This window comes from Amycolatopsis saalfeldensis, from assembly GCF_900110575.1.
In the GTDB taxonomy this organism is placed as follows: Bacteria; Actinomycetota; Actinomycetes; order Mycobacteriales; family Pseudonocardiaceae; genus Amycolatopsis; species Amycolatopsis saalfeldensis.
Genome location: NZ_FOEF01000006.1, coordinates 308,241 through 334,237, shown reverse-complemented (window position 1 = coordinate 334,237; position 25,997 = coordinate 308,241). Strand labels below are relative to the sequence as shown.

The following is a 25,997-nucleotide window of genomic DNA, read 5'->3' as shown; positions in this document are numbered from 1 at the left end:
CTCAGTTCTGACAGCGTTTGCCGGTGTTGATGCAGGAGACCACCCGGTTCATCTGCGACTGGGACATCACGTTGGCGAAGTCGTCGTGGTCCGAGCGCGGGTTGTGCTTCTCCTCGGGGAACGAGTCCACTTTGTACTGTCCCTTGACCTGGACGTCGTGCGGGATCTTGTACACGAGGGTGATCTTCAGCTGCGGCACGGCCTTGAAGCCGGCCTTGCACGTGCCGCCGGCTTCGGGGAAGACGATGTGCGTCCGGTGGTTCGCGCTGTCGATGTCCTTGCCGTCCCAGCAGTTCGGGAACGCGTGGATGCGCTCGACATCGCTGCCTTGCGGGCAGATCGGGTAGTGGTCGGTGAGCCGGTCTTCGAAGCCGGTGCAGGTCCAGCTCGCCCTGGCGTTCGCCGGGCCGTTCGCGCCCTCCTTGGCATCGCCGTAGAGCACGCGCAGGAATCGGGGCATGGCAACGACTTTGCGAGCGCCGCCGCTGCCGAACGACAGCTTCGCGGACACCACCCGCTGGATGTCGCCGTCGTTGCCGGCCACCTCGTTCCGGCCGTTCACGCCGGGCAGCGCGGCCGCGGCGCCGTTGTCCTGCTTCTGCTGTTGTTGCGCGGGGCTCTCGCCCTGGCTGGGATCACTGTTGGCGCCACCGTTGTCGAGGCCCGCGCCCTGCTGATCCTGCACCGCGCACGTGGTCAGCGCCGTGGTGTCGCCGGTTTTGGCGCCGTGGGCGGCCATCTCGTCCGAGATCTTGCCCAGCGAGGCGGAACGCCGGCCCTTCACCTGGTCCAGCACCGCCGGCGGGCCTTGGCCTTGCGCCACTTGCTGATCGGCCTGGTCGACTTGGGCGTCCATCGCGTCGAGTTCGGTGTTCACCTGGTCCAGCGCGGCGTCGGGCACCTCGGGCAGCGCGCTCGCGACATCCGGGCAGTCGATGTGTGGCTGGGCCGCGTCTTTCGCGGCGGCCGCACGGTCGGCGGCGAGGTTCTGGCCCTGCGGCGCGGCGGTTTCGTTGTTGTCGCCGGTGTCGATCCGGACCACCGGCCAGTAGTAAGTGGACTTGTCGCCGTTTTTGCAGGTGGTACCGGCCTTCGCCAGGCTCTCGTTGGTCGAGTCGGCGTTGGTGGAGAGGTTGCCGACGTAGTCGTGCAGGTGCTGGGCGCCGTTGCGGACGCCGGGCTGGGCGATGAAGTTGTCCGGGTTGAAGTGGCCGCTCTCGTTCCGTCCACAATCGACGGTGAACGTGCCACGGGCGCCCCGGTCCTGGTTCCGGCCGACGTTCGCGCCGCGGGGAACCTTGGTGATGTCGAGGAAAAACGACTTGTCGGCCGGGTCCGCACCCGCCTCTCCGGGACGGCCTGACGTCGCGATCACCGTCAGCGCGCCGACGGCGACCGCCAGGCCGAGCGCACCGGTGACGATCTTCGTCCGTTTCGCCGGACGATGGCGTGAAAGAGCACGGGTCATGAAGCTGCTCACCTCGTTCGTTCAACGACAATTCGAGGTCGAAACGCACGGCACCCGGGGAGGGAAACCGGAGGTTTCCGGTGCCGGCACTGGGGAATACGGCCGGCGAGCGCATACGGTTCACAATGAGATCTGCGCGTTATCCGTTCGTTATCACACCGCGGCGGTTCAACGGGTGATCGCGGCGAGCAGGACGCCGTCGGCCGAGCGCACCTCGAAGCGGCTGATGTCCTTGTCCGCCAAGTAAGTTGTGCCACTGACGCGCAGCGGGGCCGGCGATCCCGGGACGCCGTAACCCTTCGCGGGCACGGACCAGCCGGCGACGGTGCGGATGGCCCCGTCGGAGGCGATGGCGAGCAGCTCGCAGTCGGCCGGGCCGGTGATGCCGCCCAGCTCGAGGTCGACCGAGCTGCCCCACTCCCGCGGGGCCACGGTCACGCGCGCGGTCACCACGAAGCCGCCGCCGGTCCGGCCGGACGAGGGCCCGCCGCCGGGCGAGGACGGCGCCGCCCCGGGCACGGACGCCGCGGACAGGGACTCGGCCGGCGGGGACGCGGCGGTCGTCGGAGACACCGCGTGCGGGGATACCGGGGGCGCTGCCACGGATGTCGGCGCGGCGATGCCCACCGAAGGCCCGGCCGCGTCGGCCGGGCGCACCGCGAGCGTGACGACCGGGCCGGCCACCACGAGGGCGGCGGCCGCGGCGAGCAGCGCGACCCGGCGGCGGTATTTGCGCTTCGCCTCGGCCATCAGCCCCCGCAGCACCCGCGGCCCGGGGGCCGGGGCGCGGCCGCCGGGCACGGGCGCCGGCGGGTCCGGCCAGTTCTTCTTCACCAGGTCGAGCACGTCGGGCAGCCGGTACAGCTCGACCAGGTCCAGCTGGCAGTCCGGGCAGCCCATCAGGTGCTCCTCGAACCGCGCGCTCTCGGCCTCGCCGAGCACGCCGAGCACATAGGCGGCGATGTCGGTGTGACCAGCCCCGGCCCACATTTAACGCAGTGCCTTCCGCAGCGCGCGGACGGCGTGGTGGATCCGCGACTTCACGGTGCCCGGCGGCACGCCCAGCGTCGCCGCGACCTCGTTCACCGTGCGGTCCTCCAGATAGGTCCGCTGCACAGCCTCCCGCTGTTCGGGCGAAAGTCCTTGCAGCGCGGCGTAGATGATCATGGCGGCCACCGTCTTGTCCGACTCGTCGGGCAGGACGATCGCGTCGGACTCGATCTCCGCGAGCTCCTGGGGCCGCGCGCTGCGGCTGCGCCAGCCGTCGATGACCGTGCGCCGGGCCACGGTGAACAGCCAGGCCCGCAGCATCGCCGGGCGGCGGTCGAGCTTGTCCGCGTTCCGCCATGCCTTGATCAGCGTCTCCTGCACCACATCCTCGGCCCATTGGCGGTCGTGCCCGGTCAGGCCCAGCGCGAACCCCATCAGGGCTCCGCCGAACTCTTGGTACAGCGCTTTTGCCAGGTCTTCGTGATGACCGCGTGATTCGTTTTCATGATCGTCCGTAAGGCGCAGCGTGCGATTGTGCCGTCCCACGCCGCACATCTTTGTGCGCACGGACCGCTACGTCCAGTACCAAAATCGCGGCCACGGTCACCGAAACTTTTTTGAACCGTTTCCGGTCCGTGTCCGTATCCCCCCTCGAAGACCCCCGACAAGCGTTGTCCCCCCGCAACGCCCCGCATTCACCTTGGGCTTACTGTCCACAGTGGATTGACTGCGCCCTTTTCCCGTCGTTTCCCCGGCGACGGGCGCGGTTCCGCCCCCTGGAGGAAGCCGTGAACCGCTTGATCCGCGCGGCGGCCCCGACCGCCGCCGTCCTGGCCGCTTCGGTTGTGTTGACCGCATGTCAGTCCGGCGGCGGATACTCCGCGCCCGCCTCGACGACCATGCCGATGCCCGCCGACGCCACCGGCCCGGCCCACGCCGCCCTGCGCGCCGCCCGCCCGTTCGACCTCGGCCCGATGGTCGTCGACGGCAGCGGGTTCACCGTGTACGGCTACGACCGCGACAGCTCCGCGCCGTCCCGCTCCGCCTGTGACGATGCGTGCGCGCAGATCTGGCAACCAGTCCGCGCGAGCAGCGAAGTCGCCCTTTCCGGCATCGACCGGAATCTGGTCGCCAGCCTCACCCGACGTGACGGCACGGACCAGGTAACCCTCGCCGGCTGGCCGCTGTACCGCTTCACCGGCGACCGGATGCCAGGAGAAACGGCGGGCCAGGGCAAGAACGGCGCCTGGTTCCCGCTGACCCCCGAAGGCCACGAAATCGAGACCACCACGGACACCTGGCGGGCCGATGCCTTCCGCATCTGACCCATCCCCCGATCCGGCCGCCGGCCCGCCCCTGACCCGGCCTGCCCGTTTTGTTCGAGTGCTGCTCCTCGCGTTCGGTGTGCTCACCCTCCTCTGGCCTGCCCCCGCGTTCGCCCAAAGTGCGCCGCCCGGGGTCGACGCCGGTGATCAGTTGCTGCTCACGAAGGTGCGCCAAGCCGGGCTCTGGGAGATGCCCGCCGGGTTGTGGGCCGAGACTCGCGGGGCCAGTCCGCAGGTCAAAGCCGTCGGCGCGGCGTTGATGGTCGACCACGGCCGGATCGACGTGCTGACCCGGCAGCTGGCCGCCAAGCTCGGCGTCGCGCTGCCCGATGAGCCTTCGGCCGAGCAGCAGGGCTGGCTCAGCGAACTCCAGAACGCGGCCACGCCGCAGGATTTCGACCGCATCTTCGCCAACCGGCTGCGCGCGGCCCACGGCCAGGTGTTCGCCATCATCGCGTCAGTCCGCGCCGGCACGCGCAATCCGGAGATCCGGGACTACGCCACTGTCGCCAACCAGGCCGTGCTGCGGCACATGACGCTGCTCGAAAGCACCGGGCTCGTCGACTACTCCGCGCTGCCGCAGTCGTCCGGGTCCACCACCGCGGCCCCCGCGGGCGCCGCCCTCGATCTGCGCACCACCGACGTCCTCACCGCCGCGGCGCTGGTCCTGGTGCTCGGCGGCGCCACGACCGCCGGGGTGCGCTACGTGAAGTCCGGCCGCCGGCTTCGCCCGAAATCAGGAGAAAGCCATGGTTGACGCCTTCCACCAGGCGGTGACCACCCTCGCGCAGCAGAGCACCGACACCGCTGCCCGGGGCGTCACCGCCCTCTCCGCCCGGCTCTCCTACGCGTTCATGTGCCTCACGCTCAGCTGGGGCGTGCTCACCGCCACCGGCTGGGTGCGCTCGGTCACCGGCCGCAAAGCCCTACGCAGCGGGCACATGGTCCTCGCCACGCTGACGCTGGCGTTCGGCACCCTGCACGCGCTGACCTTCCTCTACCTGACCGTGAACCCGTTCTCGCCGGCCTACCTGAGCATCCCGTTCATGCCGGGCACGCTCGCCCGGCACACGTTCGGGATCGTCGGGCTGGAGCTGATGCTGGCCATCGCGCTCACCGCGTGCGTCCGGCGGTGGACCTCCTACCGCCGCTGGCTGTGGCTGCACCGGCTCGCCTACCCGGCCGTCGCGCTGACCGCGCTGCACGCGTTTTTCGGCGCGGTCGCGAACGGGCACCTTTCGGTGGTCTGGCTCGGCGGCATCACGCTCGCCGTGCCCGCCCTCACGCTGGCCCTGCTCCGCTTCCTGCCGCCGCGGACGCTGGAGCGGATCGGCCTCGTCGAGGAGCAGGTCGCATGAAGCGCCCGGGAAGCGCGCCCCGCGTCACCGTCGACCACGACCGGTGCGAGCTCTACGGGATCTGCGCGGCCGACGCGCCCCGGCTCTTCGAGCTCGGCCAGGACGGCCGGCTCCACTTCCGCAAGCGCCTGCTCGGCGCGGACGACCTGGACCAGGCGATCGCCGCCGCCCGGGTCTGCCCGGCCCAGGCGGTCGTACTGAGAGGGGATCTCGATGGCTGACGGCGACCGGATCGTCATCGCCGGGGCCGGCGTGGCCGGCCTGCGCTCCGCGGAACGACTGCGGGAGCTCGGCTTCGACGGCGAGATCGTGCTGGTGGGCGACGAGCCCCGCCGCCCGTACCACCGGCCGATGGTCTCGAAGCAGCTGGTGACCGGCGCGGTGCGGCCGAACGACGTGTCGTTGCGGGCCTACCGCGACCTGGACGTGCACTGGCGGCTCGGCACCCGGGCCACCTGGCTCGACACCGTCGAACGGGTCGTGCACCTGCCCGGCGGCGAGCCGCTCTGGTACGACGGGCTGATCCTGGCCACCGGCGTCGTGCCGCGGCACCTGCCCGGCTCGCCGCGCCACGACCCACGGGTGCGGGTGCTGCGCACGATCGAGGACTCGATCGCCGTGCGCCGCTGCCTGGACGCGAGCAGCAAGCCCGCGGTGGTCATCGGCGGCGGGCTGATCGGCTGCGAGTTCGCCGCGAGCATGCGTCACCTGGGCCGCGACGTCACCCTCGTCAGCGACCGGAAGGCGCCGCTGCACCGCTTCGGCGAGCGCGTCTCGGGCGGGGTGGCGGACCTGCACCGGCAGCACCGCGCGCGGCTGTCGATGAAAACCGAGGTGCGGCACTGGATCAGCACCAAGGACGCCGTCGGCCTGCACCTGACGAACAACAAGCTGCTCGTGGCGAGTGTGGTGGTGCTGGCGATCGGCAGTGTCCCGGCCGTCGACTACCTGCGCGGCTCCGGCCTCGACACCTCCGACGGCGTGCTGTGCGATCCGGCGCTGTTCGCCGAGGGAGCGGCCGACGTCGTGGTCGCCGGTGACCTCGCGCGGTGGCCGAACCTGCGCTTCGACGGGGTCCCCCGCCGCGTCGAGCACTGGATCAACGCGGTGGAATCGGCGCGCGCGGCGGCGGAGAACCTGCTGACGGGCCGGTCCTCGGCCGAGCCGTTCACGCCGCTGCCACGGGCCTGGTCTTCGCTTTACGACGTGCGCCTGCAGACGGCGGGTCTGCCCGCGCTCGGCGACGACACCGTCCCGCTGGCCGGCGGCATCACGGGGTATCTGCGCGGTGGCGAACTCGTGGGCGTCTGCGGCTGGGACAAGCCACGCGCGATGCTCCACTGGACCGCCGAACTCGAACGGCGGCTGCCGGTGCCCGAGTACACCTCGATCGACGAGCCCGGCGAGTTCGGCCGTGTTTTCGACAGCGAGTTCGAGGCCGAGTTCGAGAGCCAGTTCGCCACCGGATCGATGCCTTCCTGGTCGTCCGAACCGGTGGGCTGAACCGGGGCGGGGCCGCGCGCGGCGGTCACGTCCCTCCGCCGGTCACCACATCGTCCCCCGCGGCTGGCGGTGTGGTGACCGGTCCCGGCGAAGCACTCCTCAGAGCCGCTCGATGATCGTGACGTTCGCGGTGCCGCCGCCCTCGCACATGGTCTGCAGGCCGTACCGGCCACCGCGGCGTTCCAGCTCGTGCAGCAGGGTGGCGAACAGCTTCGTGCCGGACGCGCCGATGGGGTGGCCGAGCGCGATGCCGCCGCCGTTGACGTTCACCCGCGCCGGGTCCGCGCCGGTCTCGTCGAGCCAGGCGAGCACCACGCTCGCGAACGCCTCGTTGACCTCGAACAGGTCGATGTCACCGATCGTCAGCCCGGTCTTGCGCAACGCGTGCGCGGTCGCCGGGATCGGGCCGGTGAGCATCCACACGGGATCGGCGGCGCGCACGGACAGGTGGTGGATCCGGGCGCGCGGCTTGAGCCCGTGCTCCTTCACGAAGGCTTCGGACGCGAGCAGGGTCGCGCTGGCGCCGTCGGAGATCTGGCTCGCGACCGCCGCGGTGAGCCGCGAGCCCTCGCTCAACGGCTTCAGCGCGGCCATCCGCTCCAGGCTGGTGTCGGGCCGTGGCCCCTCGTCGGTGCGGAATTCGCCGAACGGCGCGATTTCGGCCTCGAATCGGCCGTGCGAGATGGCGTCCAGCGCGCGTTCGTGGCTGCGCAGCGCGAACTCCTCCATCGCGGCTCGGGAGATGTCCCAGTGCGCGGCGATCATGTCCGCGCTCTGGAACTGCGAGACCTCCGCCCCGCCGTAACGCTCCTGCCAGCCCTTCGAACCGGAAAACGGGTCGGGGAAGCCGTATTCGCGCCCGGCCAGCATCGCCGCGCTGATCGGGATCGCCGTCATGTTCTGCACGCCCCCGGCCAGCACCAGGTCCGCCGTGCCGCTGAGCACGGCCTGCGCGGCGAAGTGCACGGCCTGCTGGCTGGAGCCGCATTGACGGTCGACGGTCACGCCCGGCACGTGGTTCGGGAACCCGGCGGCGAGCCACGCGGTGCGCGCGAGGTTGCCCGACTGCGGGCCGAGCGTGTCGACGCAGCCGAGGATCACGTCGTCCACCAGCGCCGGGTCCACGCCCGCGCGTTCGACGACCGCGCGGATCACGTGCGCGCCCAGGTCCGCCGGGTGCACCCCGCCGAGCGCGCCGCCGCGGCGGCCGACGGGGGTTCGGACGGCGTCCAGCACATAGGCCTCAGCCACGGCTCCTCCGTTTCTTCGCGCTGCCGGTTCTGCCAGTGGGCACCGCGATGCCCTCCAGCAGGATGCCGAGGTACTGCTCGGCGACGTCGTGGGCGGACAGCGCGCCGTCCGGGTTGTACCAGCGGACCGCGACCCACACCGTGTCGCGGATGAACCGGTAGACCAGCTCGACGTCGAGGTCCGGCCGGAACACGCCCGCCGCCACCCCGTCGGTGAGGATCCCGTTCCACAGCTTGCGGAACTCGGCGTTGCGGTCGTTGAGGTAGGCGAAGCGCGGCAACGACATCAGGTGCTTGGCTTCGCTCTGGTAGATCGCGACCTCGGCCGGGCGCCGGTGGATGGACTCGAACGACGCGACCACCACCGCCTCCAGCGTCTCGCGCGGTGGCAGGCCCCGGCCGACGATCTCCCCGTACGCGCCGAAAAGCTCGTCCAGGAAGCCGGTGAGGATCTCGTCGGCCATCGACTCCTTCGAGTCGAAGTGGTGGTAGAGGCTGCCGGACAGGATGCCGGCGGCGTCGGCGATGTCGCGGACGGTCGTGGACACGTAACCGCGATCGGCGAACAGCCGCGCGGCCAAGCCCAGCAGCTCGGCGCGCCGGGATCCGGGGGCGTTCTTGACGACTGGGCTCACTGGGGCGACCTCACGCATGCTGGGCACTCACCGACACGACCTCGCCGGTGAGGTACGAGGCGTACTCACTGGCGAGGAACACCATCACATTCGCGACCTCCCACGGCTTCGCCGCCCTCCCCGACACCTCGCGCGCGGTCAGCTCGGCCAGCACCTCGTCACTGGTCACCTTGGCCAGGAACGGGTGCATCGCGAGGCTCGGCGCCACGGCGTTGACCCGCACGTCGTACGGGGCGGCGTCCACCGCGGCGCACCGGGTCAGCGCCATCACCCCGGCCTTGGCCGCCGCGTAGTGCGCCTGCCCGGCCTGCGCGCGCCAGCCGAGCACGGACGCGTTGTTGACGATCGCGCCGCCGGTCCCCTGCTCGGCGAACCGGCGCAGCGCGGCCCGGGTGGCGCGGAAGGTGCCGTTCAGGGTGACGTCGAGGACCCGCGACCACTCCTCGTCGGACATCTCCAGCAAGGAGCAGGTGCCGCCGAGTCCCGCGTTGTTGATCAGCACGTCGAGGCGGCCGAAGTGCTCGACAGTGCTGTCGACGAGTCGTTGGACGTCTTCCTCGCGGGTGACGTCGCATGGGACGGCGTGGACGTCTCCGAGTTCCTCGGCCGTTTCCCGCAGGCGCCGCTCGTGCCGATCGCTGACCACCACCCGCGCGCCCTCCTCCAGGCACCGCTTCGCGGCGGCGGACCCGATCCCGGTCCCGGCGGCCGCGGTGACCACCACGACCTTGTCCCGCAACAGGTTCGCGCCCTCGGGGTACTTTCCGACACTGATCACGGACGGGCCTCCCTCGGCAGGCCGAGCACCCGCTCGGCGATGACGTTGCGCTGGATCTCGTCGGAGCCGCCGTAGATCGTGTCGGCCCGCGAAAAGAGGAAAAGCCGTTGCCACGCGTCGAGCCCATCCGGCGCGACGAGGCCGGATGCTCCACGCACCAGCATCGCCAGCTCCCCCAGCCGCCGATGCCAGCCCGCCCAGACGAGCTTGACCACGCTGGCCGCGCCAGGACTCGCGTCGCCGAGCGTGCGGACGGCGTGCGCGCGCAGCACTTCCAGCCCGACCCACGCGCGGTTCAGCTGTTCGGCGATGTGCGGGTCGTCCGCCGCACCGGTTTCCTCGGCGAGCCGGCACAGTGCTTCCAGCTCACGGCGGAAGCCGATCTGCTGGCCGAGGGTGGCGACCCCGCGTTCGAAGCCGAGCAGCCCCATCGCGACCCGCCAGCCGTCGCCGGGCTCGCCCACGACCTCGGTGGTGCGGGCACCGTCGAAGAAGACCTCGTTGAACTCGGCGGTGCCGGTGAGCTGCCGGATCGGCCGGACGTCGACGCCGTCCTGGCGCAGCGGCACGAGCAGGAAGCTGAGCCCGTGGTGGCGCTTCGAGCCGGGCTCGGTGCGGGCCAGCACAAAACACCAGTCGGCGACGTGCGCGAGCGAGGTCCACACCTTCTGCCCGGTGACCACCCACTCGCCGCCGTCGCGCTGCGCGGACGTCGACACCGCGGCGAGGTCCGAACCCGCGCCCGGCTCGGAATAGCCCTGGCACCACAGCTCTTCGACGGCGAGGATCTTCGGCAGGAACCGGCGTTGCTGCGCCTCGCTGCCGAACGCGATGAGCGTGGGGCCCAGCAGCTCCTGGCCGAGGTGGCTGACGCGCGCGGGGGCGTCGGCGCGGGCGTACTCCTCGTGGAAGACGACCTGCTCGGCGAGCGTCGCGCCGCGGCCGCCGTGCCGCTCGGGCCAGCCGATGCCGTTCCAGCCGGCGGCGCCCAGCTTCCGCTCCCAGGCCCGGCGTTCCTCGAACGCCTCGTGCTCGCGGCCCGGCCCGCCGAGGCCCTTCAGCGCCGGGTCGAGGTGCTCGGCCAGCCAGGACCGGACGCCGGCGCGAAACTCGTCCACGGTTCCTCCTCTGGCCTCGGGGCTCGTCCGTACGTTACCCTACCAAGCACTTGCTAGGGAGGCCTGCGATGTCGCTGTCCGATCCGACCGTCCCGGCGGCGCTGGACGCGGTCGCGCAGCGGTACCCCACGGGCGAAGCCGTGGTGGACGGGGCCGTGCGGCTGACCTGGGCCCAGCTGCGCAGCCGGGTGCGCCAGTGCGCGAACTTCCTGGCGGCACAGGGCATCCGGCCGGGCGCGCGGGTCGCGGTCAACTCCCCCAACACCTGGCACTGGGTGGTCGCCGGCCTCGGCGCGCTGTACGCGGGCGCGACGCTGGTGCCGGTCAGCACCCGGTTCACGGCGCGCGAGACGCAGGACATCCTCACCCGGGCGGACGTGTCGGCGCTGGTGATCACCGGCCGTTTCCTGGGCACCGACCGGCTTTCCGCCCTCGGCGCGCTGCCGCCGGTGGTGCTCCGGGTGCCCGTGGAGGGTCCCGAAGAGCCGGTCCCGGGCGTCGCGGAATGGTCCGCGCTGGAGGACTTCCCCGACGACTTCACCCCGAACGTCACCCCGGACGACGTCAGCGACATCCTGTTCACTTCGGGTACCACGGGCCGCAGCAAGGGGGCGATGAGTTCGCACCGGCAGGCGCTCGGCGTCGCGGCCGCGTGGGCTTCGTGCGGCGGGCTGACCGAGCGCGACCGTTACCTCGTGGTGAACCCGTTTTTCCACAGTTTCGGCTACAAGGCGGGAATCCTGGCCGCGGTGCTGACCGGCGCGACGATCGTGCCGCAACGCGTGTTCGAAGCCCGCGAGACGCTGCGGCTGATCGAAAACGAGCGGATCAGCGTGCTCCCGGGCGCGCCGACGATCTACCAGGTGCTCCTGGACACGCCGGAACGCGCGGCCGCGGACCTGTCGAGCCTGCGCCTGGCCGTCACCGGCGCGGCGACGGTACCGGTCGCGCTCGTCGAGCGGATGCGCGCCGAGCTGGGCTTCGAAACGGTGCTGACCGCGTACGGGCTGACCGAGGCCGTCGTAGCGACGATGAGCCTGCCCGAAGACCCCCCCGAAGTGGTGGCGCGCTTCGCCGGCCGCGCGACGGCGGGCTTCGAGGTGCGCCTCGGCGACCGCGACGAGGTGCTGCTGCGCGGCCCGAACGTGATGCTGGGCTACCTCGACGACCCGGAGGCCACCGCGTCGGCGATCGATCCGGACGGCTGGCTGCACACCGGCGACGTCGGCGAGCTGGACCCGCGCGGCTACCTGCGGATCACCGACCGGCTGAAGGACATGTACGTCTGCGGCGGGTTCAACGTCTACCCGGCCGAGGTGGAGCAGGTGCTGGCGTGGCACCCGGACGTCGCGGAGTCGGCGGTCGTCGGCGTGCCCGACGCGCGGCTGGGCGAGGTCGGCCGCGCGTACGTGGTGCCGAGACCCGGGCGTCGTCCGTCCACAGAGGATTTACTGGCGCACTGCCGGGAGAGCCTGGCGAACTACAAGCTGCCGCGTTCGGTGGCGCTCCGGGCGGAGCTGCCGCGCAACCCGGCGGGCAAGGTCCTGAAACGAGTGCTGCGGGAGGAAAAGGATGGCTGAGGTCGCCTACGAGCGGCGCGGACCGGTCGCGATCGTCACGATGAACCGGCCGGAGTACCGCAACGCCCAGAACTCGGCGATGACCTACGCCCTCGACGACGCCTTCACCCGCGCCGTTTCGGACGACGACGTGAAGGTGATCGTGCTGGCCGGCGCGGGCAAGCACTTCTCGGCGGGCCACGACATCGGCTCCCCGGGCCGTGACGCGGACGTCTCGTTCGACCGCCGCGCGGTGACCTGGTGGGACCACGTGGGCGCGTCCGGCGCGGACCAGCGCTTCGCCCGCGAATCCGAGGTGTACCTGGGCATGTGCCGCCGCTGGCGCGAACTCCCGAAGCCGACCATCGCCAGCGTGCAGGGCGCGTGCATCGCCGGCGCGCTGATGCTCGCGTGGGTCTGTGACCTGATCGTCGCCTCGGACGACGCGTTTTTCGCCGATCCCGTGGTGCGCATGGGAATCCCGGGGGTGGAGTACTTCGCGCACCCGTGGGTCCTCGGCCCCCGCGCGGCGAAGGAGGTGCTGTTCACCGGCGAGCGTTTCAGCGCCGAGCAGGCGCTGGCGTGGGGCATGCTGAACCGGGTGGTGCCGCGGGCCGAGCTGGAGTCGGAAACCCTGGCGCTGGCGGCGAAGATCGCCGAGATGCCCCGGTTCGGCCTGGCGCTGGCGAAAAAGGCCGTCAATCAGGCCGAAGACCTCATGGGCCTGCACTCGGGCATGGACTCGGTCTTCGGCCTGCACCACCTGGCCCACTCCCACAACGCCGAAACCACCGGTGACTCGCTGGCCGGGCAGGACGCCCGCTCGATGCGTTCCCCGGGGGCGTGATGGACCTCGACCTCGACGAGGCCGCTCGCCAGTTCCGCGACGAGGCCCGGGAATGGCTGGCCGCGCACGTGCCGCGATCGCCGTTGCCGTCGTTCGACACCGCGGAGGGCTTCGCCGCGCACCGCGAGTGGGAGACGGAGCTGGCGGACGCGCGCTGGTCCGTCGTCTCCTGGCCGCGTGAGTACGGCGGCCGCGACGCGAGTCTGCTCGAGTGGGTGCTCTTCGAGGAGGAGTACTACGCCGCGGGCGCGCCCGGGCGCGTCAACCAGAACGGCATTTTCATGCTGGCGCCCACCCTCTTCTCCCACGGCACGCCCGAACAGCTCGCGCGGATCCTGCCGAAAATGGCGCGGGCCGGGGAAGTCTGGGCGCAGGCCTGGTCGGAACCCGAAGCCGGCAGCGACATCGCGGCGTTACGCAGCACCGCCACCCCCGCCGACGGCGGCTGGCTCCTCAACGGCCAGAAGACCTGGAGTTCCCGCGCCGCCTTCGCCGACCGCGCGTTCGGCCTGTTCCGCAGCGACCCCGGATCGACCCGGCACCACGGCCTGACCTACCTGATGGCCGACCTGCGCGCACCCGGCGTGACCGTCCGCCCCATCCCGCAGCTCGACGGCGAACCCGGCTTCGCGGAGATCTTCTTCGACGACGTTTTCGTCCCGGACGAGGACGTCATCGGCACCCCCGGCAACGGCTGGCGCGTGGCCATGACCACCGCCAACAACGAACGCGGCCTGTCGCTGCGCAGCCCCGGCCGTTTCCTCTCCGCCGCCGACCGGCTGGTGTCCCTGTGGTCCTCGGCCGGCCGCCCGGAGGCCACGGCGGCGCGGGTGGCCGACGCGTGGATCGGCGCGCGGGCGTACCAGCTCTACACCTTCGGCACGGTCACGCGCCTCGCGTCCGGCGCCGAGCTGGGCCCGGAATCCAGCGTCAACAAGCTGTTCTGGTCGCATCTCGACGTCGCCCTCCACGAAACCGCCCTCGACCTGCTCGGCCCGTCCGCCGAACTCCGCGGCCCGTGGACGGACGGCTGGCTGTTCTCGTTGGCCGGTCCCATTTACGGCGGGACCGACCAGATCCAGCGCACAATCGTCGCGGAACGCCTGCTCGGCCTGCCGAAGGGAGACCGGTGAGATTCGCGTTGTCCCCGGAACAGGAGGCGTTCGCCGCTTCCCTGGACGCCCTGCTGTCCACTCTGGACTGTGACACGGCCACTCGCGCCTGGGGTGCGGGCGACCACGGCCCGGGGCTGAAGATCTGGCGCCGGCTCGCCGATCAAGGCCTCACCGCGCTGACCACCCCGTCCCACCGCGGCGGCCTGGCCGAGGAGGACGGCACGGGCGCGACCACCGTCGACGCCGTCCTCGCCTTCGAAGTGCTCGGCCGCTTCTGCCCGCCCGGCCCGTGGACGGATTCCGCGGTCCTCCCCTGCCTGCTCGACGACGAGATCCTGGCGTCGGCCGCCGCCGGCGAAACCCTTGTCTCGCTGGCCTTTCCGCCGTATCTCCCGTTTGCGCTGGACGCCGACATCGCCGACGCCCGATTCCTCGTCGACGGCACCTCTTTGCGCGGCTTCACCCCCGGCACTCCTCTGACCTCATTGGACAGTTCCCGTCGCCTCTTCGAGCCCGTCCCCGGCGACGAACTCGGCCCCGCGCTCGACCCGGCCCGCGCGTTCGACCTGGGCGCCCTCCTCACCGCCGCGCAGCTGCTGGGCGCCGGCCGCCACTTGCTCGAGATGTCAGTCGCGTACGCCGGCCAACGCCGCCAGTACGGCCGCGAAATCGGCCGCTTCCAGGCGATCAAGCACCTGCTGGCCGAGGTCGTCACCGCCCTCGAACTGGCCCGGCCGCTGCTGCACGGCGCCGCCGTCACCGCCGAGCCCGCCGACGTCTCCGCCGCCAAGGTCGCCTGCGGCGACGCCGCTCACCTGGCCGCCCGCACCGCCCTCCAGGTCCACGGCGCGATCGGCTACACCGCCGAGCACCCGCTCGGCCTGCGGCTCACGCGGATCCGCGCCCTGACGTCCGCCTGGGGCACGCCCGCCGTCCACCGTCACCGCGTCCTGGCGGCGATCGCACCGTGACCCCGGAGCAGGACCAGCTGCGCGCCGGCGTGCGCAAGCTCCTCGAACGCGAGCCCGAGCCTTGGACCGCGCTGTGCGCGCAGATCGGCGTGGCCGCCCTGACCGTGCCGGAACGCTTCGGCGGCCTGGCCACCGACACCGAGTCCGGCGCGGGCATCACCGAGGTGCAGATCGTCGCCGAAGAACTCGGCCGCGTGCTGGCCGACGTGCCGTTCCTCGGCTCCGCGGTACTCACCACAACGGCACTGCTCACCACCCGCGACGACAGCGCGTGCGAACGGCTCCTGCCCCAGCTGGCCGAAGGCGCCGTCGGCGCGCTGGCCTGGACCGGCGTCGACGGCCGCTGGGACCCGGAGCAGCCCGCCGTCCGGGCCCAGGGCGCCACGCTCGACGGAAGTGCGCACTACGTCCTCGACGCCGCCGAGGCCACCGTCCTCCTCGTCGCCGCGGCAACCGCGGACGGCCCCGCCCTGTTCGAGGTCGACCCGGCCCACCCCGGCGTCGAGCGGACAGCTGTCGCCGCCATGGACGAGACCCGTCACCTGGCCACGGTGACCCTCGACCGGGCCCCGGCCCGGCCGCTCGGCCCCGTCGACCTCAGCCGGGTACGGGACGTGGCCTGCGCGGTCCTGGCCGCCGAGCAAGCCGGAGCCGCCGCGCGGGCTCTGGAGCTGACCGTGGACTACACGTTGAGACGAGAGCAGTTCGGCCGTCCGATCGGCAGCTTCCAGGCGCTCAAGCACCGGATGGCCGATCTGCACGTGCTCGTCGAGACCGCTCGCTCGGCCGCCTACGCCGCGCCCGAGTCGCCCCGCCTCGCGGCCGTGGCGAAAGTGCACTGCGGCGAAGCCCTCGCGACGGTGGCCGCCGAGATGATCCAGTTGCACGGCGGCATCGCCGTGACCTGGGAACATCCCGCCCACCGGTACTTCAAACGCGCGCACGCGACCGGGCAGCTGTTCGGCCCGCCGCAGCAGCACCTCGCGCGCGTCCACCCCTAAGGGGTAGGGCCAACCCCCGCACCGCTCGTCGGGTGTGCAGGGTTCTGCCCGGCCCGGATCGCCGAAACACTCGACGAGGTGACCACAGAGAACCTCGTCCAGTCCGCCCCGGCCGGCTCCGGCAGCGATTTCGCCCGCTTGTCGCGGCGCATCGCCGACGCCGGCCTGCTCGCGCGGCGCCCCGGCTACTACACGTTCCGGATCACCCTCGTGACCGCGTTGTTCACCGGCGGCTGGGTGGCGTTCGCGCTTCTCGGCGACTCCTGGTGGCAGCTCGCGATCGCGGTGTTCCAGGCCTTCATGTTCGGCCAGATCGCCCTGCTGTCCCACGACCTCGCCCACCGCCAGGTGTTCCGCACCCGCCGCCCGACCGAGATCGCCGGCCGCATCGCGGGCAACCTCGGCGTCGGCATGAGCTACGGGTGGTGGATGGACAAGCACACCCGCCACCACGCGAACCCCAACCACGAGGAGCTGGACCCCGACGTGGACCCGGACATCCTCGTCTGGTCGAAGGACCAGGCCCGGGCGAGCCGCGGCGTGCCCCGGTTCATCGGGCGTTACCAGGCCTTCCTGTTCTTCCCGCTGCTCACCCTCGAAGGCCTGAACCTGCACTGGTCGGGCATCCGCTCGGTCGCCAAGCCCGGGCTACGCGCCCGCGGCGTCGAGGCCGCCCTGCTGGCGACCCACTTCGTCGTTTACCTGTCCGCTCTGTTCATCGTCCTCCCGCCCGGCCTGGCGCTGCTCTTCTTCGTTGTGCACCAAGGTGTCTGGGGTGTCTACATGGGATCGATCTTCGCCCCGAACCACAAGGGCATGCCGACGCTCACCGGCCGGCCGGAGCTGGACTTCCTGCGCAAGCAGGTGCTCACCTCCCGCAACGTCCGCGGCGGCGCGGTCATCGACGTCGCGCTGGGCGGGCTCAACTACCAGATCGAGCACCACCTGTTCCCGAGCATGCCGTCGGTGCACCTGCGCCGGGCGCAGCCGATCGTGCGCGACTACTGCGCGGAGCTGGGCGTGCCCTACCTGCAGACCGGCCTGATCGACTCCTACCGGCAGGCCCTCACCCACCTGCATGAAACTGGGGCCCCTCTCAGGAAGCGTTCGTAGACTCGGCTTCATGGTGAGGAAGACGGTCTCGGCACTCCGCAATTTCGCGATGGCCTTCGGTGGTGACTTCCCGGTGGCCTTCGGCGCGAAGGCCACCGGTGCCCGGGCCGAGCGCATGCGCCGGTCGCCCCAGTTCGCCGACGGCCTGTTCCGCAACGCCTCCCCCACCCGGGCGTCACCCTCGCCCTCGGCCGCGGGCGGCATCCTGCGCGAGCTGCTGTTCGGCGAAAACCGGGCCCTGCGCAAGCCCGGCGGGGAGATCCCGCTCGTCGCGCAGCCGGTCGTGGAATCCGCGGACGGCGTCTACCTGACCTGGTACGGCCACGCGTCCACGCTCGTGGAGATCGACGGCGCCCGCGTGCTGTGCGACCCCGTGTGGAGCGACCGGGTGTCGCCCGCCGCGTTCGCCGGCCCGCGGCGGCTGCACGCGCCGCCGGTGCCGCTGGCCTCGGTGGGGCGGGTGGACGCGATCGTCATCTCCCACGACCACTACGACCACCTGGACCTCGCCACCGTGCGCGAGCTGCTGGCCACCCACGACGCGCCGTTCCTGGTGCCGCTGGGCGTCGGCGCGCACCTCGAACGGTGGCAGGTGCCGGGTTCCCGGATCATCGAGCTGGACTGGAACGAGGCGGCCGAGGTCGGCGGCATCCGGTTCGTGGCCACCCCGGCGCAGCACTTCTCCGGCCGGGGCATCAGCAACGACAGCACCCTCTGGACGTCATGGGTGATCGCCGGGCCCCGGCACCGCGTCTTCTACAGCGGTGACACCGGTTATTTCGACGGCTTCGCGAAGATCGGCGAGGAACACGGCCCGTTCGACGCCACGCTGATCCAGATCGGCGCGTACGCCCCGCATTGGCCGGACATCCACATGACCCCGGAGGAGGGCGTCGCCGCGCACATCGACGTGCGCGGCGGCCTGCTCGTGCCCGTGCACTGGGCGACGTTCTCCCTCGCCATGCACCCGTGGGCCGAGCCCGCCGACCGGGTGTGGCGCGAGGCCAAGGCGAACGACCTGGCCCTCGCCGTGCCGAAGCCGGGCGAGCGGCTCGACGTCGCGAACCCGCCGGCGGTCGACGGCTGGTGGCAGACGCTCTGACAACGGCGAGCGCGGAGCGGCCCGTCGGGGTCGCTCCGCGCTGCTGTCGGTCTGTGGATCAGTGGATCAGTGGATCAGTGGAAGGTCAACGTGGCGGAGTCCACCGTTTCCGAGCTCGGGCACAGCCCGCCGCCGCCGTTGGCGGTGAACGGGCCACCGGTGTAAGTCCGCGTCGTTCCCTGGCGGGAGAGCGACAGGCCGGTCACCTTGTACGAGCAGTTGATGCCGAGCACCGTCCCGGTGACGTCCACCTCGGCCGACGAAACCGTGCCGGCCGTGTCGTCGAAGGTGGCGGTCGGGTCGTTGGTCAGGCTCGCCACGATGCTGCCGCTGCAGCTCGGCTTGACCGTCGTGTGGTCGATGGTCAGGGTGTTCGGCGCCACGTCGCTGGTGGTCGCGTTGGTCCACGAACAGCTCGAGCCGCCCACGGTGATGTTGCCGTCGACCTGGCCGGTCGCGGCGTAGGCGGGAACGGCCAGGAACATCGTCCCGGCAACAGCGGTGATGCCGACAAGCAAGCGGGTCGCCTTCATGTGGTCCTCCTACTGTGGTTCACATCTTCGGCGGTGCCTCCGCCGCCACAGTCCCGCTGGCCCGTAGAGGATCAAGAGAATCACGGGGTTCGGCGCCATTGCTCGAACGTGAAGATGATTCATGACCAAGATGGTCGCATGGTTTGGACCAAGTAACAAAGCAGATAGTCATTTGTTAACCATTGCGTGACTGATCAACTTCTTGGCCTCCTGCCGCATGCGCCTGGCGTGCCACTCAGCGGAACACGGCACCGCCTGGCACCCCCCAAGGGACTGGGTCGAACCACCTGGATCCGCCCACCGAGCCGCTTGAGCACACGGCACCGCAAGCACGGTTCGCAAGAGCCGACCCCGGCAGCTCACCCTCTCAGCACCGACCGCTAATCGACATCCTCGAAAAACTGCTTGACATCGTAATTTGCGATAAGCCGGGCCAGCCCGACCGGAGTCTGCCCCGAGCGGTTTACCTTGCGCGGATCAGCCCCGGACCGACGAAGCAATCGAATGACCTCGCCTCGTCCCTGCGAATTGAACACAGCCACGAACAGCGGCGTGTTCCCATACTTGTCAACCGCATCGACCGCGGCTCCGGCTTCCAGCAGCACCTCGGCGACCTCTACGTTGCCCTGCTGGGCCGCGAGGTGGAGCGGGACGAAACCGTCATAGTCCCCGAGGTTCGGGTCTTGCCCCTCCGCCAAGAGCGCGCGGGCTTGACCGGCAGCACCTTCAAGCGCGCTGTAATGCAGCTCAGAGCGCCCTTGGCGGTCAATCATGTCAAAGCCCCTAGCGTTACACAGAGAGGCAGCTCACACTACTACGCGAGTCCTCGGCCCAGTGGTGCGACGGCTCGTTATCCTACTCAATAAACCACTGCCAGGCCCAGTCTTCCAGCTGGGCCCGGTCACGAGCCCGCCAGCATTCAAACCCAGGCCTGTGCCCATGGCGGATCGGACCGTCCTTCGGGATGATTTTAAGCAGCAGCCCAAGAGATGACAAAATCAGGGCAAAAAGGCTCACGCGAGCGTCACCCGTTGAGCTTGGCGCATACTGTAAATGAGCGTCACAACCTACGACATCGCTTGCCGTTCATTTCTACAGAATACCTGGCCAAACCGATCCCGCAGGACGAGTTCTCGGCCGCCATGATGACCGCGGTGAACCAAGGGGACGGGTACGTACTGCCGGTCCTCTTGGGCAAGGTTCAAGTGCCATCGGATCTGATGCACCCGCACATCCACTACCTGAAGGCCGACGACTACACCCCAGAGCAGCTGGCTGAGGCGGTGGCACACCGTATCGGTGCGAGTGGTCAGCAGCCGGCCCGCGAGGTTGGCGAGGTCGTCCAAGAAGCAATGCAGGTCCGCCTGCCGAAGGTGGTGCCGCAAACCTTCAGCACCTACCGCGAGCTCGGCACCACCTACGACTACTTGGCTGACCAGCTGCAGGCCGCCGCCCACCAGCTCGAATCGGCCGGCTTCGTCGGCACCGTCCGGCGAGGTGAGGTAAAGATCGCGGTGCGCATCGAGCGACAGGGGCGCACGGTCTACGGACTGGACATCGAGAAGGGCAGTTCGTTCGGGGACAGCAGCCTGAACTTCGTGGTCGGCACCCACCGCATGGGGGCCGGTGGCAACTCGAGCAATGGATACGCGACGCCGTTCTTTGACCGCGAGGCGCAGACGCCCAAGCTCAAGATGGTGGACTTCTCCGTCTTCGGCAGCATGGGCAGCGGTGATCGCACCTACACGAAAGAAGAGTTCTTCACTGCACTGTGGGACCGCATAGTCGAACAGTTAGAGCGTTAGCCGGCTGTCCGTGTCTCGTACATAGAACGGGCGTCGGAGACTTCGATCAACGACCACTGATCATCTGCAAACCGTGGCGCGACCGGCAATCGTCTCTGCCACCAGCCGAAACTCCGTCGGACACACCTCAGTGGCAGTCTGGGTCCCATGAAGCTGAAACTCGACCTGCACGACATCTACAACCGCGGCGGTGAGATCGACCGGGCGCTGCAGGCGATCATCGACGAGGCCGTGGCGAAGAAGGCACCGCTGGTCGAGATCATTCCCGGCAAGGGGTCCGGCCAGTTGAAGAAGCATGTCCTGCGGTTTCTGGAGCGCAAGGACATCAAGGCGCTCTACCACCGGATCGAGAAGGACAAGGACAACTTCGGCCGGGTTTTTGTCCACTTTCGCTGGAAATAACCTATAACCAGTCGTCCGGGCGGGGCCAGGGCATCAGGGCCGTGAGGGCGTCCGGGACCGGCTCCGTCACGGTGTAGTGGCCGCGGTGGAACAGCAGCGGACGGGCGTCCGAGGTCTCCCCCAGGTCCGTCACGCGCCCGACCACCACGAGGTGGTCGCCGGCCGTGTGCACGGCCTCCAAGGCACAGTCCACCCAGGTCAGCGCGCCGTCCAGCAGGGGCGCTCCGGAGGGGGCCGGCCGCCAGGGCACTGAGGCGAACTTGTCGGCCCCGCGAGCGCCGAAGACGGCACTGACCTCGCGCTGCTGTTCGGCGAGCACGTTCACCGCGAAGGACCCGGACTCGGCGAGCACCGGCCAGGTCCGCGACGTCCGGGCCACGCAGAACAGCACCAGCGGCGGGTCCAGGGAAAGCGCCGCGAAGGACTGGCAGGCGAAGCCGGCCGGCGCGGCGCCGTCGTGGCCCGTGACCACCGTGACGCCGGTGCAGAAGTGCCCGAGCACCTCGCGGAAGCGGAACGGGTCCAGCACCGCTGTCACGGGGCACCGACGGAGAAGTCGTGCCCCCACAACGAAACCGCCGTGCTCTCGCGGGCGATCCAGCTCTCGTCGTCGACCTGGCGGCCTTCGCAGCCGAACTCGACGTCGAAGCCGCCGGGGGTCTTCATGTAGAACGACAGCATCAGGTCGTTCACGTGCCGCCCGAGCGTCGCGGACATCGGCACCTTGCGCCGCAGCGCGCGGTCCAGGCAGAGCCCCACGTCGTCGGTCTCCTCGACCTCGACCATCAGGTGGACGATCCCGCTGGGCGTGGGCATCGGCAGGAACGCCAGGCTGTGGTGGCGCGGGTTGCAGCCGAAGAAGCGCAGCCACGCCGGTTCGCCGTCGGCGGGACGGCCGACCAGCTGCGGCGGCAGGCGCATGGAGTCACGCAGCCGGAAGCCCAGCACGTCACGGTAGAACGTGAGGGACGCGGCGTCGTCGCGGGTCGAGAGCACCACGTGGCCGAGCCCCTGCTCACCGGTCACGAAACGGTGGCCGTACGGGCTGACCACCCGGCGGTGCTGGAGCGCGGCACCGTGGAACACCTCGAGGGTGTTGCCGGAGGGGTCGTCGAAGCTGATCAGCTCGTCCACCCGCCGGTCGGCGAGCTGCTCGGGCGTGCCTTCCTTGTACGGCACGGAAGCCGCGTCCAGCCGCGACCGGATCTCAGCGAGTCCGGCGGCGTTCTCGGTCTCCCAGCCGGCCTGCGCCAGGCGGTCCCGGGTGCCGGGAAAGATCACCAGCCGCGCGGGAAAGTCGTCCATGCGCAGGTAAAGCGCCTCCGGATCGCTGCCCGAGCCCTCGACCATGCCGAGCACTTTGAGGCCGTACACCCGCCAGGCCTCGAGGTCGGTCGCCTCGATCCGCAGGTACGCCAGCGAACGGATGCCCATCACGCACTCCCGAGAAAGTCGAGGGCGAGCCGGTTGAACTCGTCGAACTTCTCCAGCTGCGCCCAGTGCCCGCACCCGCCGAACACGTGCAGCTGCGCGCGCGGAATCGTCTTCAACGCCAGCAGCGCCCCGTCGAGCGGATTGACCCGGTCCTCACGGCCCCAGACGAGCAGCACCCGTTGCCGCAAGCGGTACGCCTCGCGCCAGAGCAGCCCTTCCTCGTACGTGTCCGGCTGCGAGAACGACCGGCCCATCGCCCGCATAGCGGCCAGGGACCCCGGCGCGCTGGCGGCGGCGAACCGCTCGTCCACCAGCTCGTCGGTCACCAGCGCCTGGTCGTGCACCATGATCCGGAGGAACGCCTCCATCCGCTCCCGGGACGGCTCGGCGCCGAACCGGGCCAGGAGCCGCACGCCTTCCGTGGGATCGGGCGCGAAGAGGTTCAGGCTCAGGCCGCCGGCACCCATGAGCACCAGCCGCCCCGCCCGGTCCGAGTGGTTCAGGGCCAGCCGGACCGCGGCCCCCGCGCCGAGCGAATTGCCGACCAGGTGCGCCCGCTTGATGCCCAGCTCGTCCATGAGCCCGGCCACGGCGTCGGCGCTGTGCCGGAAGTACTGCGGATGCTCGGCAGGCTTGTCCGACCGGCCGAACCCGGGCTGGTCGACGGCGATCGTGCGGTAGGCCTTGCCGAACACCGGCAGGTTGCGCCCGAAATTGCTCCACGCCGACGCGCCGGGCCCGCCGCCGTGCAGCAGGATCACCGTCTCCTCGTGTTCGGAGCCGGCCTCGTGGTAGTGCAGGTTCAGTCCACTTCGGACCTTGACGTACGCGCCTTCGGGTGCCATCACACCATCGCATTCTCGACGGGCAGCCCGAAGGCGCCGGTGCCGAACATGACGTACGCGCGTTCGGCGTCGTTGGCCGCGTGCACCCGGCCGGCGTGCGCGTCGCGCCAGAACCGCTGGATCGGCGTGCCCCGCTGGATCGCGCGGCCGCCGGAGTTCTCGAAGAGCCGGTCGATGGCGGAGATCGCCCGCTCGGTCCCGCGCACCTGGTCCCGCCGCACGCGCAGCCGGGTGCTGAACGGCAGCTTCTCGCCGCGGCACGCGTGCTGGTACAGCTCGTCGATGTTGTGCGTGAGCTGCAGCCAGGCCGCGTCGATCTCGCTGGCCGCCTCGGCGATCCGCACCTTCGCGAACGGGTCCTCTTTGGACTGTTCCCCCGCGTACGCCGCGCGCACCCGCTTGCCCTGGTGCTCCACGTGGGCGTCGTAGGCGCCCTGCGCCATGCCGATGATCGGCGCGGTGATCGTGCTGGGGTGCACCGAGCCGTACGGCAGCTTGTACAGCGGGCCCGGGTTCACTTCCTGGCCCGGGGTACGGCATTTCGACGTCGCCATGAAGCTCAGCGCCCGGTGCTGCGGCACGAAGACGTCGTCGACGACGATGTCGTTGGAGCCCGTCCCGCGCAGGCCGACCGTGTCCCAGACGTCGACGATGGAGTAGTCGGCGATCGGGAGCAGGTAGGTGCAGAAGTCCACCGGCTTGCCGTCGGCGAACGCCGGCCCGCCGAGCAGCACCCACGAGCAGTGGTCGCAGCCGGAGGAGAAGCTCCAGCGGCCCGACAGCCGGTAGCCGCCGTCCACCACGGTCGCCTTGCCCATCGGGGCGTAGGACGACGAGATGCGCACGTCGGTGTCCTCACCCCAGACGTCCTGCTGCGCCTGCGCGTCGAACAGCGCCACGTGCCACGGGTGGACGCCGAGGATGGAGGCGACCCAGCCCGTGGACCCGCAGGCGCTCGCGATGAGTTTCACCGCGGTGTAGAAGCTCACCGGGTCGGCTTCCACGCCCCCGTACGATTTCGGTTGCAGCAGCTTGAAGAACCCGGTCTCCTGCAGTGCCTTGACCGACTCGGCGGGCACGCGGCGCGCGTCCTCGGTCTCCTGTGCGCGGTCCCGCAGCACCGGGAGCAGGTCCCGGATCGCCGTGATCACCGCGTCGGCAGCCAGTTCGCTCATCGGCCGTCCCTCTCTCGCTCGACCGGACCAAGACTAGAACACGTTCTCGTTTTTGTCGATGCGGTCCGGCTCCAGCGCGCTGTGCAATCCCGCCCTGCGGCCGGAGAAGACGCAGTCGGCCAGCGAAAGACCGCTGACGTAGGAGCTAGAACAGATTCCCACCGCGGTCCGCCCGGCGGCGTACAACCCGGGCACCCCGGCCACCGCGCCGGTGTCTTCGTCGACCACGAGCCCGCCGAGCGTGAGCATCGGGCAGGGGTAGCCGAGGTTCGGCTTGACCGAGACGTCGATGAGCGAGTACGGCGGCGCGTCCAGCGGGCGCGCGAACTCCGCCGGCTTGCCCATCGGGTCCGGCCCGCTCCGGTAGGCCTCGTAGGTGGCCGAGAGGCCCGCGGGGTCGACACCCGCACGCCGCGCGACCTCCTCCACCGTCGCGCCGGAAACGCGGCCCCTCTGCAGGAGGTAACGCAGTTGCAGCCAGGCGAACCACTGACCCTGCCGACGTCCGTCGCGGCGGGCTTCGGCCACGATCGGCGCGTCGACGAGCAGCCAGCCCTTGCCCTCGTGCGCGGTGATCATCCGCTCGCCGATCGCCGCGCCGTAACGGGATTCGTCGATGATCCGGCGGCCGTTCGCGTCGACGAGCAAGCCGCCGAGGAACGCCGCCGGCGGGGTCAGGAACCGCCACGCCGAGATCCGGCCCATTTCGGCGGTCCGCCCACCGGCTTCGACGCCGAGCCCGATGCCCGACCCGTCGTCGGCCGAGGTGCCGAGCGCGAGGCCGCCCCGGTAGGCCGGCGCGTGCTCCCGCACCAGCTCGCGGTTCGCGATGAACCCGCCCGCGGCCAGGACCACGCCACGCCGGGCGGTGATCTTCAGCTCGCGGGCGTGCCGCCGCTCCAGCCGTTCGACGCGGCGGTGCAACGACTTGCGCAGCGAAGGCACGTAGATCCCCGGCTTGGCGGAGTACGCCGCGAGGCGCGCGTGACGGGCACGGACCGAGCGAGGCGCGTCGCGGAGACTCTTCACGACCACGCCGGTGACGGTGCCGTCCGCCGCCTTGATCAGGCTTTGCGCCTGCGTTTGGGGCAGGACCCGGATGTCACGGCGGCGCACGGCCTCGGCCAGGCGCGCCATCAGGAGCTTGCCCGAGGTGCCCGGCCCTTTGACCCGGTGCCCGCGCGGTGCGGGCTTCGCCACCTTCCGGAACTCGCCCGAAGCCTCGCTGCCGGAGTAGTACAGGTAGTGCTTGTCGCTGGGATAAGAGGTTTTGTACGGGCACAGACTGCCCTCGAACGGCACGCCCTGGGCTTCCAGCCAGGTGATCATGGCGGGACTCTCCTCGCAGAAGCGCCGCAGCGTCCGCTCGGAGACGATCTCCCCGGTTTCGAGCCGGAGGTAGGCGTACATCGCGTCGACGGTGTCCTCGACACCCGCCGCACGCTGCTGTTCGGTGCCACCGCCGGCGTAGACCACGCCGCCGCTGACCCGGCTGGCACCACCGCCGGTGAAGCGGTCGAGCAGGAGCACGTCGGCGCCCGCGTCGGCCGCCTCGATGGCCGCGCACACGCCGGCCGCTCCCGATCCGATGATCACGACATCCGCGACGAGTTCGTCCATATCGAGCCACCCTAGAACTGGAACACGTTCTCGTCTATGGTGACAGAAGC

Annotated in this window: 28 protein-coding genes; 14 read left to right on the top strand and 14 right to left on the bottom strand. The window is 70.6% G+C overall.

Translation table 11 applies throughout. The annotated features are described in order from the left end of the window. Window position 1: 1 nt before the first annotated feature. The 3 genes from BMY97_RS17040 to BMY97_RS17030 form a co-directional block, all read right to left on the bottom strand. The gene (locus BMY97_RS17040) at window positions 2–1,468 is read right to left on the bottom strand and encodes a DUF1996 domain-containing protein (protein WP_091617930.1); all 1,467 of its coding nucleotides are present in this window, start codon (window positions 1,466–1,468) and stop codon (window positions 2–4) included. Between the two features lie 168 nt (window positions 1,469–1,636). Then, window positions 1,637–2,458: an anti-sigma factor family protein gene (locus BMY97_RS17035; protein WP_091617816.1), complete on the bottom strand. Its 822-nt coding sequence runs from the start codon at window positions 2,456–2,458 to the stop codon at window positions 1,637–1,639. After that, on the bottom strand, window positions 2,459–3,004 hold the full coding sequence (locus BMY97_RS17030; protein ID WP_425425282.1) for a sigma-70 family RNA polymerase sigma factor: 546 nt from the start codon (window positions 3,002–3,004) through the stop codon (window positions 2,459–2,461). Between the two features lie 242 nt (window positions 3,005–3,246). Here BMY97_RS17030 and BMY97_RS17025 point away from each other — a divergent pair, with 242 nt between their 5' ends. The 5 genes from BMY97_RS17025 (at window position 3,247) to BMY97_RS17005 (ending at window position 6,644) form a co-directional block, all read left to right on the top strand. Continuing rightward, window positions 3,247–3,783 carry a COG4315 family predicted lipoprotein gene (locus tag BMY97_RS17025; RefSeq protein ID WP_245787348.1) on the top strand — a complete coding sequence of 179 codons (537 nt, stop codon included), beginning with the start codon at window positions 3,247–3,249 and terminating at the stop codon, window positions 3,781–3,783. Window positions 3,784–3,934: 151 nt separating this feature from the next. Continuing rightward, on the top strand, window positions 3,935–4,540 hold the full coding sequence (locus BMY97_RS17020) for a DUF4142 domain-containing protein (RefSeq protein ID WP_245787347.1): 606 nt from the start codon (window positions 3,935–3,937) through the stop codon (window positions 4,538–4,540). After that, window positions 4,533–5,141, top strand: coding sequence for a ferric reductase-like transmembrane domain-containing protein (locus BMY97_RS17015; protein ID WP_091617813.1), 609 nt, complete (start codon window positions 4,533–4,535; stop codon window positions 5,139–5,141). The genes BMY97_RS17020 and BMY97_RS17015 overlap by 8 nt, the downstream gene beginning before the upstream one ends. Continuing rightward, window positions 5,138–5,362 (top strand): ferredoxin, encoded by a 225-nt coding sequence (locus BMY97_RS17010; RefSeq protein ID WP_091617812.1) that lies wholly within the window; start codon window positions 5,138–5,140, stop codon window positions 5,360–5,362. Before BMY97_RS17015 ends, BMY97_RS17010 begins: the two co-directional genes overlap by 4 nt. Further along, entirely contained in the window at window positions 5,355–6,644 is a 1,290-nt protein-coding gene (locus tag BMY97_RS17005) for an NAD(P)/FAD-dependent oxidoreductase (RefSeq protein WP_091617811.1), read from the top strand. The genes BMY97_RS17010 and BMY97_RS17005 overlap by 8 nt, the downstream gene beginning before the upstream one ends. 99 nt (window positions 6,645–6,743) lie before the next feature. Here the strand turns inward: BMY97_RS17005 and BMY97_RS17000 are convergent, their stop codons facing one another. The 4 genes from BMY97_RS17000 to BMY97_RS16985 are packed head-to-tail and all read right to left on the bottom strand — an operon-like array spanning window position 6,744 to window position 10,425. Further along, a complete protein-coding gene (locus BMY97_RS17000) occupies window positions 6,744–7,895 on the bottom strand; it encodes an acetyl-CoA C-acetyltransferase (protein WP_091617810.1) in 1,152 nt (383 codons plus the stop codon). After that, the gene (locus tag BMY97_RS16995) at window positions 7,888–8,529 is read right to left on the bottom strand and encodes a TetR/AcrR family transcriptional regulator (RefSeq protein ID WP_245787346.1); all 642 of its coding nucleotides are present in this window, start codon (window positions 8,527–8,529) and stop codon (window positions 7,888–7,890) included. The genes BMY97_RS17000 and BMY97_RS16995 overlap by 8 nt, the downstream gene beginning before the upstream one ends. A gap of 10 nt (window positions 8,530–8,539) precedes the next feature. Then, the gene (locus BMY97_RS16990) at window positions 8,540–9,307 is read right to left on the bottom strand and encodes an SDR family oxidoreductase (protein ID WP_091617808.1); all 768 of its coding nucleotides are present in this window, start codon (window positions 9,305–9,307) and stop codon (window positions 8,540–8,542) included. Continuing rightward, window positions 9,304–10,425, bottom strand: a complete 1,122-nt coding sequence (locus tag BMY97_RS16985) for an acyl-CoA dehydrogenase family protein (protein WP_091617807.1) — start codon at window positions 10,423–10,425, stop codon at window positions 9,304–9,306. The genes BMY97_RS16990 and BMY97_RS16985 overlap by 4 nt, the downstream gene beginning before the upstream one ends. A gap of 74 nt (window positions 10,426–10,499) precedes the next feature. Between BMY97_RS16985 and BMY97_RS16980 the strand changes: the two genes are divergently transcribed. From BMY97_RS16980 to BMY97_RS16950, 7 genes are all read left to right on the top strand, one after another. Beyond that, window positions 10,500–12,005, top strand: coding sequence for a FadD3 family acyl-CoA ligase (locus tag BMY97_RS16980; protein WP_281246902.1), 1,506 nt, complete (start codon window positions 10,500–10,502; stop codon window positions 12,003–12,005). Next, window positions 11,998–12,831, top strand: coding sequence for an enoyl-CoA hydratase (locus BMY97_RS16975; protein WP_091617805.1), 834 nt, complete (start codon window positions 11,998–12,000; stop codon window positions 12,829–12,831). Before BMY97_RS16980 ends, BMY97_RS16975 begins: the two co-directional genes overlap by 8 nt. Continuing rightward, entirely contained in the window at window positions 12,831–13,964 is a 1,134-nt protein-coding gene (locus BMY97_RS16970) for an acyl-CoA dehydrogenase family protein (RefSeq protein WP_091617804.1), read from the top strand. Before BMY97_RS16975 ends, BMY97_RS16970 begins: the two co-directional genes overlap by 1 nt. Further along, window positions 13,961–14,917: an acyl-CoA dehydrogenase family protein gene (locus BMY97_RS16965; RefSeq protein WP_091617803.1), complete on the top strand. Its 957-nt coding sequence runs from the start codon at window positions 13,961–13,963 to the stop codon at window positions 14,915–14,917. The genes BMY97_RS16970 and BMY97_RS16965 overlap by 4 nt, the downstream gene beginning before the upstream one ends. After that, window positions 14,914–15,918, top strand: coding sequence for an acyl-CoA dehydrogenase family protein (locus tag BMY97_RS16960; RefSeq protein ID WP_091617802.1), 1,005 nt, complete (start codon window positions 14,914–14,916; stop codon window positions 15,916–15,918). The genes BMY97_RS16965 and BMY97_RS16960 overlap by 4 nt, the downstream gene beginning before the upstream one ends. Before the next feature lie 78 nt (window positions 15,919–15,996). Next, on the top strand, window positions 15,997–17,031 hold the full coding sequence (locus BMY97_RS16955; RefSeq protein WP_091617801.1) for a fatty acid desaturase family protein: 1,035 nt from the start codon (window positions 15,997–15,999) through the stop codon (window positions 17,029–17,031). Between the two features lie 13 nt (window positions 17,032–17,044). Then, the gene (locus tag BMY97_RS16950) at window positions 17,045–18,133 is read left to right on the top strand and encodes an MBL fold metallo-hydrolase (protein ID WP_091617928.1); all 1,089 of its coding nucleotides are present in this window, start codon (window positions 17,045–17,047) and stop codon (window positions 18,131–18,133) included. 74 nt (window positions 18,134–18,207) lie between these two features. On the opposite strand, the gene BMY97_RS16945 is transcribed toward BMY97_RS16950, so the two are convergent. Continuing rightward, entirely contained in the window at window positions 18,208–18,666 is a 459-nt protein-coding gene (locus BMY97_RS16945; protein WP_091617800.1) for a hypothetical protein, read from the bottom strand. 380 nt (window positions 18,667–19,046) lie between these two features. Continuing rightward, window positions 19,047–19,439, bottom strand: a complete 393-nt coding sequence (locus tag BMY97_RS16940) for an ankyrin repeat domain-containing protein (RefSeq protein ID WP_091617799.1) — start codon at window positions 19,437–19,439, stop codon at window positions 19,047–19,049. A 306-nt stretch (window positions 19,440–19,745) separates the two neighbouring features. On the opposite strand from BMY97_RS16940, the gene BMY97_RS16935 reads away from it, so the two are divergent. Together BMY97_RS16935 and BMY97_RS16930 are read left to right on the top strand one after the other, a co-directional pair. Continuing rightward, window positions 19,746–20,471: a flavodoxin domain-containing protein gene (locus BMY97_RS16935; RefSeq protein WP_091617798.1), complete on the top strand. Its 726-nt coding sequence runs from the start codon at window positions 19,746–19,748 to the stop codon at window positions 20,469–20,471. 147 nt (window positions 20,472–20,618) lie between these two features. Beyond that, a complete protein-coding gene (locus tag BMY97_RS16930; RefSeq protein WP_091617797.1) occupies window positions 20,619–20,873 on the top strand; it encodes a Smr/MutS family protein in 255 nt (84 codons plus the stop codon). A gap of 1 nt (window position 20,874) precedes the next feature. Here the strand turns inward: BMY97_RS16930 and hsaB are convergent, their stop codons facing one another. From hsaB to BMY97_RS16905, 5 genes are read right to left on the bottom strand one after another with little or no spacing between them, the layout of a single operon-like run. Continuing rightward, complete coding sequence (hsaB, locus tag BMY97_RS16925) at window positions 20,875–21,411, bottom strand: 3-hydroxy-9,10-secoandrosta-1,3,5(10)-triene-9,17-dione monooxygenase reductase subunit (RefSeq protein WP_091617796.1); 537 nt, start codon at window positions 21,409–21,411, stop codon at window positions 20,875–20,877. Continuing rightward, the gene (gene hsaC / locus BMY97_RS16920; RefSeq protein ID WP_091617795.1) at window positions 21,408–22,307 is read right to left on the bottom strand and encodes an iron-dependent extradiol dioxygenase HsaC; all 900 of its coding nucleotides are present in this window, start codon (window positions 22,305–22,307) and stop codon (window positions 21,408–21,410) included. Before hsaC ends, hsaB begins: the two co-directional genes overlap by 4 nt. Next, complete coding sequence (gene hsaD / locus BMY97_RS16915) at window positions 22,307–23,152, bottom strand: 4,5:9,10-diseco-3-hydroxy-5,9,17-trioxoandrosta-1(10),2-diene-4-oate hydrolase (RefSeq protein WP_177231380.1); 846 nt, start codon at window positions 23,150–23,152, stop codon at window positions 22,307–22,309. The genes hsaC and hsaD overlap by 1 nt, the downstream gene beginning before the upstream one ends. Next, window positions 23,152–24,327 (bottom strand): 3-hydroxy-9,10-secoandrosta-1,3,5(10)-triene-9,17-dione monooxygenase oxygenase subunit, encoded by a 1,176-nt coding sequence (gene hsaA / locus BMY97_RS16910; RefSeq protein ID WP_091617793.1) that lies wholly within the window; start codon window positions 24,325–24,327, stop codon window positions 23,152–23,154. Before hsaA ends, hsaD begins: the two co-directional genes overlap by 1 nt. A gap of 33 nt (window positions 24,328–24,360) precedes the next feature. Next, the gene (locus BMY97_RS16905) at window positions 24,361–25,947 is read right to left on the bottom strand and encodes an FAD-binding protein (RefSeq protein ID WP_091617792.1); all 1,587 of its coding nucleotides are present in this window, start codon (window positions 25,945–25,947) and stop codon (window positions 24,361–24,363) included. Window positions 25,948–25,997: the final 50 nt, after the last annotated feature.

Excerpts from the sequence above, each read along its gene's own strand:
- BMY97_RS17040 (WP_091617930.1), bottom strand. The coding sequence starts at position 1,468 with ATGACCCGTGCTCTTTCACGCCATCGTCCGGCGAAACGGACGAAGATC.
- BMY97_RS17035 (WP_091617816.1), bottom strand. The coding sequence starts at position 2,458 with ATGTGGGCCGGGGCTGGTCACACCGACATCGCCGCCTATGTGCTCGGC.
- BMY97_RS17015 (WP_091617813.1), top strand. The coding sequence starts at position 4,533 with ATGGTTGACGCCTTCCACCAGGCGGTGACCACCCTCGCGCAGCAGAGC.
- BMY97_RS17010 (WP_091617812.1), top strand. The coding sequence starts at position 5,138 with ATGAAGCGCCCGGGAAGCGCGCCCCGCGTCACCGTCGACCACGACCGG.
- BMY97_RS17005 (WP_091617811.1), top strand. The coding sequence starts at position 5,355 with ATGGCTGACGGCGACCGGATCGTCATCGCCGGGGCCGGCGTGGCCGGC.
- BMY97_RS16975 (WP_091617805.1), top strand. The coding sequence starts at position 11,998 with ATGGCTGAGGTCGCCTACGAGCGGCGCGGACCGGTCGCGATCGTCACG.
- BMY97_RS16970 (WP_091617804.1), top strand. The coding sequence starts at position 12,831 with ATGGACCTCGACCTCGACGAGGCCGCTCGCCAGTTCCGCGACGAGGCC.
- BMY97_RS16945 (WP_091617800.1), bottom strand. The coding sequence starts at position 18,666 with ATGAAGGCGACCCGCTTGCTTGTCGGCATCACCGCTGTTGCCGGGACG.
- BMY97_RS16940 (WP_091617799.1), bottom strand. The coding sequence starts at position 19,439 with ATGATTGACCGCCAAGGGCGCTCTGAGCTGCATTACAGCGCGCTTGAA.
- BMY97_RS16930 (WP_091617797.1), top strand. The coding sequence starts at position 20,619 with ATGAAGCTGAAACTCGACCTGCACGACATCTACAACCGCGGCGGTGAG.
- hsaC (WP_091617795.1), bottom strand. The coding sequence starts at position 22,307 with ATGGGCATCCGTTCGCTGGCGTACCTGCGGATCGAGGCGACCGACCTC.
- hsaD (WP_177231380.1), bottom strand. The coding sequence starts at position 23,152 with ATGGCACCCGAAGGCGCGTACGTCAAGGTCCGAAGTGGACTGAACCTG.
- hsaA (WP_091617793.1), bottom strand. The coding sequence starts at position 24,327 with ATGAGCGAACTGGCTGCCGACGCGGTGATCACGGCGATCCGGGACCTG.
- BMY97_RS16905 (WP_091617792.1), bottom strand. The coding sequence starts at position 25,947 with ATGGACGAACTCGTCGCGGATGTCGTGATCATCGGATCGGGAGCGGCC.